The sequence below is a fragment of the Pseudanabaena mucicola FACHB-723 genome (genome assembly GCF_014696385.1).
In the GTDB taxonomy this organism is placed as follows: Bacteria; Cyanobacteriota; Cyanobacteriia; order Pseudanabaenales; family Pseudanabaenaceae; genus Pseudanabaena.
The window spans coordinates 119502-132830 of record NZ_JACJQB010000003.1 but is presented as its reverse complement, the minus strand read 5'-3'; the positions used below and the strand labels follow the sequence as shown (position 1 = coordinate 132830).

13 protein-coding genes are annotated in these 13329 nt (G+C 44.9%); 6 read left to right on the top strand and 7 right to left on the bottom strand.

Features of this window, described 5'->3' with window-relative positions; genetic code table 11:
- Positions 1-11: 11 nt before the first annotated feature.
- The 3 genes from H6F41_RS03445 to petP all read right to left on the bottom strand — a co-directional run bounded on the left by H6F41_RS03445 (position 12) and on the right by petP (position 1709).
- Positions 12-1076 carry a Get3/ArsA fold putative tail anchor-mediating ATPase NosAFP gene (locus tag H6F41_RS03445; RefSeq protein WP_190402083.1) on the bottom strand — a complete coding sequence of 355 codons (1065 nt, stop codon included), beginning with the start codon at positions 1074-1076 and terminating at the stop codon, positions 12-14.
- Positions 1048-1365: an HU family DNA-binding protein gene (locus H6F41_RS03440; protein ID WP_190402082.1), complete on the bottom strand. Its 318-nt coding sequence runs from the start codon at positions 1363-1365 to the stop codon at positions 1048-1050. The genes H6F41_RS03445 and H6F41_RS03440 overlap by 29 nt, the downstream gene beginning before the upstream one ends.
- Before the next feature lie 149 nt (positions 1366-1514).
- Positions 1515-1709: a cytochrome b6f subunit PetP gene (petP, locus tag H6F41_RS03435; RefSeq protein ID WP_190402081.1), complete on the bottom strand. Its 195-nt coding sequence runs from the start codon at positions 1707-1709 to the stop codon at positions 1515-1517.
- Between the two features lie 163 nt (positions 1710-1872).
- On the opposite strand from petP, the gene panB reads away from it, so the two are divergent.
- Together panB and H6F41_RS03425 are read left to right on the top strand one after the other, a co-directional pair.
- Positions 1873-2640, top strand: coding sequence for a 3-methyl-2-oxobutanoate hydroxymethyltransferase (panB, locus tag H6F41_RS03430; protein WP_190402111.1), 768 nt, complete (start codon positions 1873-1875; stop codon positions 2638-2640).
- Between the two features lie 12 nt (positions 2641-2652).
- Positions 2653-3525 (top strand): hypothetical protein, encoded by an 873-nt coding sequence (locus H6F41_RS03425; RefSeq protein ID WP_190402080.1) that lies wholly within the window; start codon positions 2653-2655, stop codon positions 3523-3525.
- Between the two features lie 35 nt (positions 3526-3560).
- Here H6F41_RS03425 and H6F41_RS03420 read toward each other — a convergent pair whose 3' ends face one another.
- From H6F41_RS03420 to gpmI, 3 genes are all read right to left on the bottom strand, one after another.
- Positions 3561-5507, bottom strand: a complete 1947-nt coding sequence (locus H6F41_RS03420; protein WP_190402079.1) for an ABC1 kinase family protein — start codon at positions 5505-5507, stop codon at positions 3561-3563.
- Positions 5508-5711: 204 nt separating this feature from the next.
- Positions 5712-6545, bottom strand: coding sequence for a dienelactone hydrolase family protein (locus H6F41_RS03415; protein ID WP_190402078.1), 834 nt, complete (start codon positions 6543-6545; stop codon positions 5712-5714).
- A gap of 107 nt (positions 6546-6652) precedes the next feature.
- Positions 6653-8257, bottom strand: coding sequence for a 2,3-bisphosphoglycerate-independent phosphoglycerate mutase (gene gpmI, locus H6F41_RS03410; protein ID WP_190402077.1), 1605 nt, complete (start codon positions 8255-8257; stop codon positions 6653-6655).
- A 333-nt stretch (positions 8258-8590) separates the two neighbouring features.
- Between gpmI and H6F41_RS03405 the strand changes: the two genes are divergently transcribed.
- From H6F41_RS03405 to H6F41_RS03390, 4 genes are all read left to right on the top strand, one after another.
- On the top strand, positions 8591-10420 hold the full coding sequence (locus H6F41_RS03405) for an aspartate kinase (protein ID WP_190402076.1): 1830 nt from the start codon (positions 8591-8593) through the stop codon (positions 10418-10420).
- 70 nt (positions 10421-10490) lie between these two features.
- A complete protein-coding gene (gene lepB / locus H6F41_RS03400) occupies positions 10491-11177 on the top strand; it encodes a signal peptidase I (RefSeq protein WP_190402075.1) in 687 nt (228 codons plus the stop codon).
- Between the two features lie 77 nt (positions 11178-11254).
- The gene (gene lepB, locus H6F41_RS03395) at positions 11255-11833 is read left to right on the top strand and encodes a signal peptidase I (RefSeq protein ID WP_190402074.1); all 579 of its coding nucleotides are present in this window, start codon (positions 11255-11257) and stop codon (positions 11831-11833) included.
- 8 nt (positions 11834-11841) lie between these two features.
- Positions 11842-12699 (top strand): shikimate dehydrogenase, encoded by an 858-nt coding sequence (locus H6F41_RS03390; protein WP_408962530.1) that lies wholly within the window; start codon positions 11842-11844, stop codon positions 12697-12699.
- On the opposite strand, the gene H6F41_RS03385 is transcribed toward H6F41_RS03390, so the two are convergent.
- Positions 12696-13301: a CPBP family intramembrane glutamic endopeptidase gene (locus H6F41_RS03385; protein WP_190402072.1), complete on the bottom strand. Its 606-nt coding sequence runs from the start codon at positions 13299-13301 to the stop codon at positions 12696-12698. The genes H6F41_RS03390 and H6F41_RS03385 overlap by 4 nt on opposite strands.
- Between the last annotated feature and the right edge of the window lie 28 nt (positions 13302-13329).

The window sequence follows — 13329 nt, the reverse complement described above, 5'->3', positions numbered from 1 at the left end:
ATCCTGCCTAATTAGCCAAATGAAATGATGAGGTAATAGTCTTGGAATTTCGCGCCTGTGGCTTGCTTACCTGCTAGCTCATTGGGCAAGAAAATATTACGACGCTGATCACCTGCTTCAATTGTTACTTCGGGACCTAATTGAATTAGTTTGACCTGCTTTTTATTGAAAGTTGGTAAGAAAAGTTTGACTTGCTTGTTAACAACATCAATTTCGATCGGTTTAGGCGCAAGATTAGCAGCTAAATGATCAGGAATCTTTAACTCTAGAGGTTGATCGGGGACTGAAAAAATCGAAAGTGGGCTAAAATCTTCCTCAGAAATGGGATCACGGGCAAAAATACCACCGACAGTTAATCCAATTTGTTGAGCACTGCCCCATAGATATTTTGCGGTTGCGATCGCAAAGGGATCGCCAGTCGTGACCAGATAGGCTGCTACACGGTTAGGATCATTAACCGCCTTTTGTCCACGAGTTAATACCGATGACATTTCCCCCGCCTGTTGCGAGATGTCATCGGTGCTGGAGACTTGGAGAATACTTCTTAAAATTGGCTCGACAAATGGCGAAATCGCTTGTCCGATCGCCGAACCTGTTAATACTTGCTTAAAGCGGCGCAAATACCAGCCTAAAATTTCGGGCATCCCTAGCATTCGCAAGGCTTCCAAATCACCAATGCCATCGTAAATGATTACGTCATATTTACCTTCAGCATCACGTTCGCGCAAAAAACTCAAGCCTAAAGCAGCATCCATGCCCGGTAAAATACCTAGCTCCTGTCCATAGACCTCCTTAAAAAAAGGAGTCCGCAAATATTGGGTTTCCAAACCTTTCATCTTGTCCCAATAGCGCTCCAACAAAACCGTTGCTTGCAATTGGACAGCCGAAAAATTAGGTGCAACTAGTTGCGGTTCGCTGTTCAGCGCAACCCCCAGTCTCATGCTGAGGCTATCCCCCGCCTGTTGACCAACGTAGAGAACTTGTTTGTTTTGGGCGGCAAAAGCACGAGCAACTGCGATCGCAGTTGTCGTTTTGCCAACACCACCTTTACCGAGAAATGTCAGAATTAGGCTCATTGGGCTTCTGCACTAGTTTTTTTAAATTAGGACTGGGGACAAAGTGAGGAATCATCACTTCAGGAATGGTAATCGGTTGATGCGTGCGTGGATGACTGCCAGAACGGGCGCGACGATAGCGTACTGCAAACTTACCAAAATCATTCAAAGTTATGGACTGGTGATTGGCTAGAGCTTTGGTGACGCAGGTTAAAACTGCCTCAAGGCTAGCCGAAGCCATGCTATAGCTTAGCCCATCAACCTCTGCCATCATGCCCCGAATGATATCTTGACGGTTAATATCTGCCATAGGGCAAGGTTGACTAAGTTGATTAAGTTAAAAAATAAATTGTAATATAACTCACAATTCTGCTGTAAACAGCCTAATCCAGAAGAACATCAATTAGATCTCCTTCTGGATGGATTGTTTTGGCATAAAACTGAGCAATTACCTATATTTTAGGCTACAGACTCTAGTTCATCGGCAAAAAACCAAGACTTGCTGCTATCGTTGAATTTGACGATGTAGCCCCATTTGCTACCATCCATAATCTTCTCTTCTTTGATTACGCCGATTTCGCCAATTTTGTTAGAGATTGACTTACCGCTACCATCTTTAAACTCACGAACACGAACTTTTTGACCAACTTGCATAATGTTTGCTTCTCGTACCGAACTCGATTATTCTTTTGCGTTTTCTTTAAAAAGTTTACATTAGATGGTAGGACTTGATTAGCTCTAATGATGAGTTTTTTCAGGATGATCCGCCTTGACAGAATTTGTCATTGCCGCCATAAACCAGAGGAATGCTACAACAATGCCAGTGACGATCGCTCAATTACAAAAATGGAAGCAGCAACAAAAGCCCATCGCAGCGCTTACTGCTAGTGACTATGCGATCGCAAAACTATTAGACAAAGCTGGTGTTGATATGATTCTGGTGGGTGACTCCCTAGCAATGGTAGCGCTTGGCTACAAAAATACATTACCAATCACCCTTGATGACATGATTCGCCATGCCCAAGCTGTCGGACGTGGTGTTGAAAATGCGCTATTAATTGTAGATTTACCCTTTCTCAGCTATCAGGTCAGTGCCGAAGAGGCTATGCGCTCGGCAGGCAGAGTTTTTAAAGAAACCGACGCAAAGGGGATCAAACTCGAAGGTGGTTATCCCGAAATGGTGGAGACGGTGCGTCGGCTGGTACAGGCAGGAATGCCCGTGATGGGACATGTGGGGCTAACTCCCCAATCTGTGCATCGGATCGGCTATCGGGTGCAAGGTGTCACCACCGATGCAGCAAATGAAATTGTGGAACAATCAAAGGCATTAGTAGAAGCTGGTATTTTTGCGTTGCTCTTAGAAAATATACCTGCGGAATTAGCTACCAAAATTACCGAACTAATCCCTGTGCCAACAATTGGCATTGGTGCAGGTCAAGCTTGCGATGGACAAATCCTCGTCACCCACGATGTTTTAGGTTTATCCGATTGGCAACCTCCCTTTGCCCGTAAATACGCTGATTTACAAGGCACAATCACAGAGGCGATCAAGCAATATTGCCAAGATGTGAGAACTAAATCATGAGGCTAGATGAAAATGCTAAGCGCACCTACGGGATATAAAACCCAATCAATTGATACCAGCATCGATGCTGAAATGTATCTGTTTAATAGATTAAAATTGCTAACCCTAAGTCAAAAAGCTGAAAAGGTAAGTAGTTGGACAAAGGGATGTCTAGAACTCTGTTTAATTGGTATTCAGCAACGCTATCCAAACGCAAGCCTAGTAAAATTGCGATATGAATTTGCAAAATCTACTCTAAAATCTCATTTCTCCGATCTGGTTTATCAAAATATTTCTAATTACGGTCAACCACTCATGCTTACCGACCCAGTTTCACTAGCACTGGATATCGCTACAATTTTTAATGACTTAAATATTCCCTATTTAGTGGGTGGCTCGGTGGCAAGTACATTGATGGGAGAGCCACGGGCAACGGAAGATGTAGATATCGTCGCTGATTTAACAATCGAAAAAATAACTCCATTACTACAAGCTCTGCAACCAAGATTTTATGTTTCCGAAGATTCAGTTCGAGATGCAATTAGGTTTAAACGATCTTTTAATTTAATTGATAATGATTCTCTAGGAAAAATAGATGTTTTTGTACTTAAAGATAATCCTTTTCCACAAATTGAATTTCAACGCCGTTGCTCGCAATTGGTTCGACAAAATCCTGAGCAAATGCTGGTATTGCCTACTCCTGAAGACATTATTTTGCAAAAATTAGTTTGGTATCGCATGACTAAGAATGAATCACAGAGGCAATGGCGAGATGTCTTGGGGGTGCTAAAAATTCAAGGCGATCGCCTCGATTTTGATTATTTGCAAAAATGGGCAGATGAACTTAGCCTGAGTGATTTACTAGAAACTGCTTGCACTGAGTCAGGTATAGAACTTTACTTTTAAACAAGAAAGAGAGCGCTAAGCGCTCTCTTTCTTGTTTACCAACTGCGTCCATTCACCGAACGCCTTAAACCATAGCTACTCGAACCAGCAGCAACTAGCTCTCTATTAGTTTCTAAATCCTGTTGTTTATCATCCTGATATTTTTTCTCATCACGTAGCAATACCTCACGCACTGCCCTGACAATCGAGCGTTGAGCAAGCTTCGAGACTACATCACGTCCGAACGCAAGGGTTTGACGCTTGGTCAGGATACGAGTCGCGAGAGGCAAAATATCCGTCGCGGCGATCGCCTTATCTTTTTGGAGAATTGTCCATAGTCTAGCAATATATCCCAAACTGGATGGAGTTTCACTTTTTGCAATGGTTTCTTTTGCTTGAGCATCGATCACAATATCGCCAATTAAAGAGGTGCGAAGTCTTTCCGGCAAACGCTTACTTGCCTCCACCTCAATCCCCTTCACAATCTCATCTATGATGCGATCATGCATAAATTCACTGCGATCGGACAGCAAGAAATCAATTCCTTTATCAAGAGTTCCATTCAAGTTGTAGTCGGGATTGGTCTGAGCATTGCTAAGCAAATTCTCAAGACGATTCCAGCGAAATTCGCCATCACGGAAGAGTAAATCCTTGAGTGCCATTCTTAACTCTGGTGCAGAATCATTCAGCAAACGATTGGCGACATAGGGATAGGCGACTGCTAAAACCTTGAAATTAGGGTCAACACTAAAGGCAATTCCCTCTAATGTAACTAGCGATCGGATAATCAGGGCATAGTAGGCAGGTACTTGGAAGGGATAGTCATACATGATCTGCGACAGTTGATCTGTCATGTCTTTGAAGTCCATTTGGGTCAAGCTCTGACCTTCAGGTGGATTAAACACTTCGGATAGGGCAGGAACGATCGCAGCGAAATCAATATCTTCTGTTAAAAATCCTAGACGCACATAGTCCTTAGAAAGCGCATCAAAATCGCGATTTACTAAATGCACAATTGCTTCAATCAGTCCAAATCGCTGATCCGCAGAAACCTCACTCATCATCCCAAAATCAAGATAAGCGAGTCTACCATCGCCCATGACTAGTAAGTTGCCAGGATGAGGATCGGCGTGGAAATAGCCATAGTCAAGCAATTGGCGCAAAGAACATTGCACACCAACTTCAATCACATGACGACTATCAAAGCCAGCTTCTTTCACCTTTTCGACATTGGTTAATTTAATGCCTTCAATCCATTCCATCGTCAATACCCGCTTAGCGGTGTATTGCCAATAGATTTTGGGAACATAAATCCCTTCTAAGCCACCGTAATATTCGGCGAATTTTTCAGCATTTTGCCCTTCAAAGGTGTAGTCCATTTCTTCAAAAATGCGGCTAGCAAACTCATCGAGGATCGCAGCTAAGTTGGTACGCACAAATTTGAAAGTTTTTTTGAGCCATGTGGCAATTCCCCGCAGAATGTACATGTCAAGGGCAATTCCTGCGGCGATGTCGGGACGCTGCACCTTGATCGCTACACTTTCGCCTGTTTTGAGTCTGCCCTTGTAAACCTGTCCGAGCGAAGCGGCAGCGATCGGGTTGTCCGAGATTTCGGCATATACTTCTGAAGGATCATCACCCAAGGCATCACGAATAAACTGGAAGGCAATTTCATTGGGAAAGGGGGGGAGTTGATCTTGCAACTCCGCCAGCTCATCCATGAACACTGGGGGAACGATGTCGGGACGAGTTGAGAGGGCTTGACCAATTTTGATGAAGGCTGGCCCCAAACGGGTTAGTAATTTGCGCGATTCAATTGCCAGTTTTTTTAATTCTTTAGCTGATGCTTTGGCGCTGAGGCGAAGCCTTAGAAATAGCCAGATTAGAGGTACAAAAATCACTATGCAGCGCCACCAAACCCGCAAAGGTTGGTTGCGGTAATAATTTGCGATCGCATCGATATCATAACGATCTAACTCAAAGTCTGTTTTGGTTACGGGCATAGGATTTTTGTAGACTCATTTGTAGACTTAGTGTACAGATTATTTTAACAATTTGTTACAAAAATCGGGATAGCTCTCTAGGCTTATTGTTATGGCTGCCACCAGTCTGGTTAGAACATAAAACCCAAAAAGTGAGTGGCGGAGCAAAGCTCCGCCACTCACTTTTTGGGTTTTGATTTTTCCTGCTGCGCGGGCGGCACAAACTTAAGCAACTCCGTTTTTCTTAAACCATTCCTGTAATCGTTTCCAGCCATCCTCAGCTTCAGTTTGGCGATAGGAAGGACGATAATCGGCATGGAAAGCGTGGGGAGCTTCAGGATAAATTACCAACTCAGATCGATCACTGCATCCCTTTAGTCGCTCGCGCATTTGTTCAACCGTATCTAGGGGGATTCCTGTATCTTGACCACCGTATAGACCTAAAACGGGTGTTTGCAGACTCGTGGCAATATCAATGGGATGTTTAGGTGTCAGTGCGGTTGACTCGCCGACCAGCCTGCCGTACCAAGCCACCCCAGCCTTAACCTGCGGATTGTGTGCTGAATAGAGCCATGTGACCCTGCCACCCCAACAAAATCCAGTAATTCCCAATTTATTAGGATCAGCCTTAGCGGATTTAATCGCCCATGCCACCGTGGCATCTAAATCTGACATTACCTGTGCGTCAGGGACTTGGCTGACAACTTTGCGAATATCGGCAATATCCGTCAACTTTGACACGTCACCCTGTCGATAAAACATTTCAGGTGCGATCGCTAAATAACCTAATTTTGCTAGGCGGCGGCAGACATCTTGGATATAGCTATGGACACCAAAAATCTCTTGAATTACCAAGATTACAGGAAAATCTTGACCCAAGGTTGGTCTAGCGCGATAGGCGGGAATTGTGCCATTTTTGACAGGAATTTTGATTTCTCCAGCCACGATGCCTTTGGTATCAGTGGTGATCACCTTGGCGGAAATTGGCTGTACTGCGATCGCAAATCCAGCAGTGAGACTACTAACAGCAATGAACTCGCGTCTGGTCAGTTTCGACATTTAAGTTGCCCCTCAAAATATCCTAAAAATATATAGGGCAGTAACTTTACTTACTGCCCTATATATTTTGCACCAACCTAAAAAGTAAGTGTTAACTTGCCTTCTGCCTATCTGCCGATTTTGACAGGAGTTTTTTCCATCTTGATCTCGTAAGTTGCTTTTTCGAGCAGAGAAACACCTGTCATCTCTGGAGGTTGGGGAATTTGTAAAATCTCTAAGATCGTCGGCGCAATATCAGCGAGACGACCACCTGATGCCTTGAGCTTTACATCAGCCCCATGACCATAAATTTTGCAACCTTCACCCTCGATCAAAATAAATGGCACAGGATTATTCGAGTGGGCAGTCCAAGGATTACCATGCTCATCCCACATGTACTCGGCATTACCATGGTCTGCGGTAATGAGAGCCGTACCGCCTGCATTGGCAATGCTCGACAATAGCTTGCCTAAGCAATGATCGACATGCTCAAGGGCTTTGACTGTCGCTTCAAAATTACCTGTATGTCCTACCATGTCAGGGTTCGCATAGTTGATCACGATCAGCGAATAGGTGCGTTTGGCAATTGCCTTAGAAGCAATACGAGTCACCTCTGATGCCGACATCGCTGGTTCTTGATCATAGGTAGATACCCTTGGGCTATTTACCAAGACTCGATCATCCCCTTCGCTAGCCTCTTCCATGCCACCATCAAAAAAATAGGTAACATGAGCATACTTCTCGGTTTCGGCAAGACGTAACTGCTTTAGTCCATGGGATGCCACAACTGGCCCCAGTAAATTAGTGAGGTTTTGTGGCAAGAAAGCAACGGGAACAGGTAAAGAGCTATCGTATTGTGTAAAAGTAGCATAGGTGAGATTTTCAAGTAACTCACGTTCAAATCCCGTAAAGTTTTTGGCAACTAAAGCCTGTGTGATTTCGCGGGAACGGTCAGGACGGAAATTAAAGCAAATTACACCGTCACCTGCTGCGATCGCGCCATGGGCAATCCGCGTGGGCGGCAAAAATTCGTCTGTAATTTTTTCCTTGTAAGCGGATTCTAATAGCTCAACAGCAGAGGTTAGCTCCGTGGTAATCTGGTCATTAGTCAAAACTTCATAGGCTTTTTGCACCCGATCCCAGCGTTTATCGCGATCCATGGCAAAATAGCGACCACTGACGGTCACGATACGACCAACACCAATCTTGTCGATGTGGGCTTGCAAAAGCTTAATAAATTGGATGCCTGACTGCGGCAAGGTATCGCGACCATCGGTGATGACATGGATACAAACATCCTTAATACCTTGATATTTGGCGAGGTCCAGTAGTCCCATGAGGTGATCAATATGGGAATGTACACCACCATCGGAGCAAAGACCAATCAGGTGCAATTTGCTCTGGTTAGCTTTAACCTTGCTACAAACTTCGACCAGTACAGGATTGGCTAACAATGAGCCATCATCGACAGCATCAGAGATTCTGACTAATTCTTGGGGGACAACCCGACCAGCACCAATGTTCAGATGACCAACCTCTGAGTTGCCCATTTGACCTTTTGGTAAACCAACATCTTTGCCAGACGCTTGGAGCAGGGTTTTGGGGTACGTGTTCCACAGACTATCCATGATGGGAGTGTGCGCTGCGGCGATTGCATTGCCCTCGGTTTCTTCCCTATGACCCCAGCCGTCCAAAATGATCAGAACCAGTGGAGAAACAGACCCCGTTTGCATAAAAGACAGTTCCTTGTTAAGTACATGTTCACTCCTGACTAGGCAATCATACCATTGGAGTAAATTACGGATTATCTTAACAATACTTGGCATTTAACACGATCGCAATGTATCGCAGAAAACTTTTATGAGTCACCGAAGTCTAAAAATGGTTGTTGCGATGCATAGATGCCTATCTATCGGTCATCTTTTTGGGATTTGATGATCGCTAACAAATGTATGATGATTATTCTTGTAGTGCTTTACCGCGACTTAATTCAACTAAATTTCGTAAGCAAAACATTACAGAAGTCTCTAATAATCCTTTCTTCGCTTTAAAAATTTTTCCCACGAATGGCGTTAATAGTTCAAAAATATGGTGGCTCATCCGTAGCCGATGCCGATCGCATTAAAGCAGTACGCGATCGGATTAAGCGGACAGTTGATTTAGGTAATCAAGTTGTCGTAGTTGTTTCGGCAATGGGTAAAACCACCGATGGCTTAGTTGCTCTCGCTGAATCAGTATCAACGACTGCTCAAACTCTCAGCGAAATTGCCGCAAAAGAGCGTGAAATGGACCTGCTCTTAGCCACAGGTGAGCAGGTGACGATCGCCACACTGAGTATGGCATTGCAGGCGGCTGGGCAACCTGCGATCGCAATGAACGGCTCACAGGTTAGGGTCGTGACCGAGCCGAACCATACTCGTGCCAGAATTTTATATGTTGAGCCTGAACGCATTAAAACTGAGCTAGGGCTGGGTAAGGTTGTTGTAATTGCAGGATTTCAGGGTGTGGCAATTGATCCTGCTACTGGTTTACCAAGTACGGAAATCACAACTTTGGGGCGCGGTGGTTCGGATACCTCTGCCGTGGCGATCGCGGCGGCAATTGAAGCCGATATTTGTGAAATTTATACCGACGTTCCCGGCATTTTGACTACCGATCCCCGCATTGTCCCCAAGGCTCAGATGTTGGCGGAAATTACTTGTGATGAAATGTTGGAGTTAGCGAGTTTAGGTGCAAAGGTTTTGCATCCGCGCTCGGTTGAGATTGCCCGTAACTTTGGTGTGAAAATGTGTGTGCGATCGAGTTGGCTCGATGATGCAGGTACAGTGATCACCTCACCACGTATTGGTACTGGCAATCTGCAATCCTTAGAAGTCAGTCGGTTTGTGGAAAATGTTTCGATTGACTACGATCAAGTCAAAATTGCTCTGCTACAAATACCCGATCATCCAGGGATCGCTTCTCAGTTGTTTCAATCCCTCGCCGCTCAGGGGATCAATGTTGACTTGATTATTCAAGCTGTGCAGGAAACCGAAGGAGTAAATGATATAGCTTTTACGATTCCTCAAAATCAGCTCAAACTAGCGGAAGTTGTTACCCGTGGTCTTGAACTCGGTGCAAGTTTAATCACCGTCGATGCCAATGTTGCCAAAATCAGCATCATGGGTGTGGGCATGATTGGCAGACCAGGAGTTGCTGCGCAAATGTTTACAGCATTAGCGGAGGCAGGAATTAATATTCAGATGATCTCCACTTCTGAAATCAAGATTAGTTGTGTCATCGCTGCCTCGGATGGTAGTGCAGCAATTGCAGCGATCCAAAAAGCCTTTGATGTCCCAGTCAGCAGTCATCAAGCTTGCGAAATGGAAACTACAGCATCAATTGCAGATAGCTTGCCTGTCCGTGGTGTGGCTCTAGACCGCAATCGCGCCCGTATTGCTGTGCAGAAAGTACCCGATCGTCCTGGGATGGCAGCGAAAATTTTAGAACAGCTTGTTGAGCAAAATATTAGTCTCGATATGATTGTGCAATCCCAGTCAGATCGGGATGTTAATGAAATTGCCTTTACCGTTGCGATCGCAGATCTTGCCAAAGCCGAAACGGCTCTCAAGCAGTATGCCTCCGTGTTGGGCTATGGTGAAGTAAGCTGTGACGCGGAAATTAGTAAGGTCAGTATTGTTGGTGCAAATATGATCCATCAATCAGGGATTGCCGCCCAAATGTTTAGCGCTCTTGCCGATGCCAACATTAATATTGAGATGATTGCCACCTCCGAAATTAAAGTTAGTTGCGTGGTGCGTGACCATCAAGCGGAACAAGCACTCAAGGTTATTCATCAAACATTTAATCTGGCTGGCGATCATGCGATCGAAGTTCCCAGTGCCTTGAAAAAGTAGTAAGAAGGTTGCTAAGCGACATCCTTACGAAACAGGCTTTAAGATAAGTACATCTCCTGCGAGCATTTTTATGTCCTCTGATAATCCTAGCGATCGCCCAAACAATCCTCCCTCCGATCCCAAGCAAGCTCCCCCTGTTCAAGAAAGCTCCTTTAAAAATTTTTTGACAGACAACTTGCCCACCGTTGCCGTGGCTGTGCTGTTGGCGGTTGGTGTAAGAGTATTTGTTGCCGAGCCACGATATATTCCTTCTAGCTCAATGGAGCCAACCTTATTAATTGATGATCGATTAATTATCGATAAGCTATCCATTCGTTGGCGTAAACCTGAACGTGGTGAAATTATTGTCTTTAATCCGCCGATTAATCCCGTTGTTCCTGATGCCTCTAAGGTTTATATCAAACGTGTAATTGGTTTACCGGGGGATCGCATTAGTATTTACGACGGTAAAGTATTTATCAATGATGAACCTCTAAACGAGCCATATATTGCGGCTCCGATTAATTACACTTTACCCACCCAAGATGCGGCTTTATGTCCCAATTGCTTCCGCCCTGAAAAGGTTGAAGTTGGTAAAAAACATCCATTTTTTACTGTGCCAGAAGGGAGTTATTGGGTGATGGGTGACAACCGTAATAACAGTTTGGATTCCCATGCATGGGGCTTTATGCCCGCAGAAAATCTGGTGGGACGAGCCATGTTTCGCTATTGGCCCCTTGATAACCGCACAGGGAATTTGAGCATTCCTAAGTATTAATTAGTCGCTTCCCCATACAAGGTTTGAGATGAGCCTATATTCATTTCAAACCAATCAATTATCTTGTCATCTTCGTCATGTCCACAGAAAGTAAACTCGAACCGCAGACCGCAGCCAAGCCTTGGTGGCAAGAACATGGGGAAACCGTGCGAATTTTTGTGATTGCGCTTGCGATCGCATTATTTTTACGTGCTTTCATTGTTGAGCCGCGTTTCATTCCCTCTGGCTCAATGGAGCCAACTTTGCAAGTTGGCGATCGCATTTTAGTCGATAAGATTTCGATGCAATGGCAAGAACCTCAACGCGGTGATATTTTGATTTTTTATCCACCAAAATCTCCTGCGATCGAGGACAACACTAAAGCCTATATTAAGCGCTTAATTGGTATCGAAGGTGATCAGATTGCCGTGCGCGGCGGTAAAGTCTATCGCAATGGAGAAGCTCTCGATGAGCCATATATTGCCGAATCTCCTAAATATATGATGCGGACTGTGACCGTACCAAAAGGTCATTATTGGATGATGGGTGACAATCGCAATCATAGTAATGATTCACATATTTGGGGATTTCTGCCCAAAGAAAATGTCATCGGTACAGCAACGATTAGATTCTTTCCGTTTGACGATCGATTAGGCGCGATTACGAATATTAAATAACCATGAGCATGAACATCTCAGGAAAAACTAAAATTTTTGGAGTAATGGGTTTTCCCGTTATTCATAGTCTTTCGCCCGTAATGCACAATGCCGCGATCGCCGCGATGGGACTGGACTATGTATATGTGCCATTGCCGATACCTGTGGCAGATCTGGTGGCGGCGATCGCAGGTTTAAAAGCAGTGCAATCAGTTCAAGGTTTTAACTTAACGATTCCCCACAAAGTTGAAGTTATCCCCCTGCTTGATGAAGTGTTACCGATCGCAAAATCGGTGGGGGCAGTGAACACAGTCAAGCGGATTGAGGAGCGCTGGGTTGGGACAAATACCGATGTGGAAGGCTTTATTGCACCACTTCGGCAGATGGATTGTGACTGGACAAAGATGCCTGCCGTTATCCTTGGCAGTGGTGGTGCTGCCAAGGCAGTGGTTGCCGCTTGTTTAGAGCTAGGCTGCCCGATGATCCATGTCGTGGGTCGCGATCGCAAAAAGATGAAAAAGTTTTATGGGGAAATGACCAGCCAGTTGCGGGATTACAATTTGCGAGTTCATCCTTGGGCATCACTGCCCCATTTGCTAGAAGTTACAGGGATTTTAATCAATGCCACTCCCGTCGGCATGGCAAGCGATCCAAACACACCAATCTCAACCGCAGAAATGGCGCTCTTGCCAAACAATGCCATCGTCTATGACCTCATTTACACACCACGCCCGACCAAATTTTTAAAAATTGCCGCAGCAAGGGGACTAACGGCAATTGACGGCTTAGAAATGCTGATCAATCAAGGTGCAATTGCCCTTGAATTTTGGCTAGATCAACCAGTCCCCATTGAAATTATGCGCCAAGCCCTGCTCAAGCAACTTTAGATTGCTTGTGATTGCTTATATTTCCAGATCACCCCCGACAGAGCATTTGTGAGAATGTGAGCGACGATTGCTGATAACAGATTGCCCGTGTACATAGTCACCGCACCGAGCATCATCCCCACGGCGATCGCCCAGACTGTATAGGAAAGGTGCTTGGCGCTTGCCATATGTAATGCACCAAAAATTACACTGGTAATGATCAAAGCTACCCCATTCATGCCCAAAGCAGGTAAAGCCACTCCCCGAAATAGCATTTCTTCGCTTAATCCCGGTAATAGACCTAACCAAATCAGATCGATCGGCTCCAATGGTTTCAGTACCATTTGTAAATATTCTTGGGCGGCAATACGATAACTTTCCCATAATTCATAGATGACACTGCTAAGTAGTGCCACACCGATACCAATTCCCACCCCAATCAAAGCTTGTTCGGGTTGCCAATATAGGGGAATCATGGAGATACCTCCTAGATACACCCAAGCCTTGGAAATGCCCAAAAAGATAATGGCAGTAACCGCCATGGCAATGAGTACCTGCGATCGCGATAGCGATTGGTCATTTTGGTCTGGGGTTGGTTTAGGAGTCTGGGAAAATAGGGACATAGCGGCTGTGAATCTTGAATTGAATTAG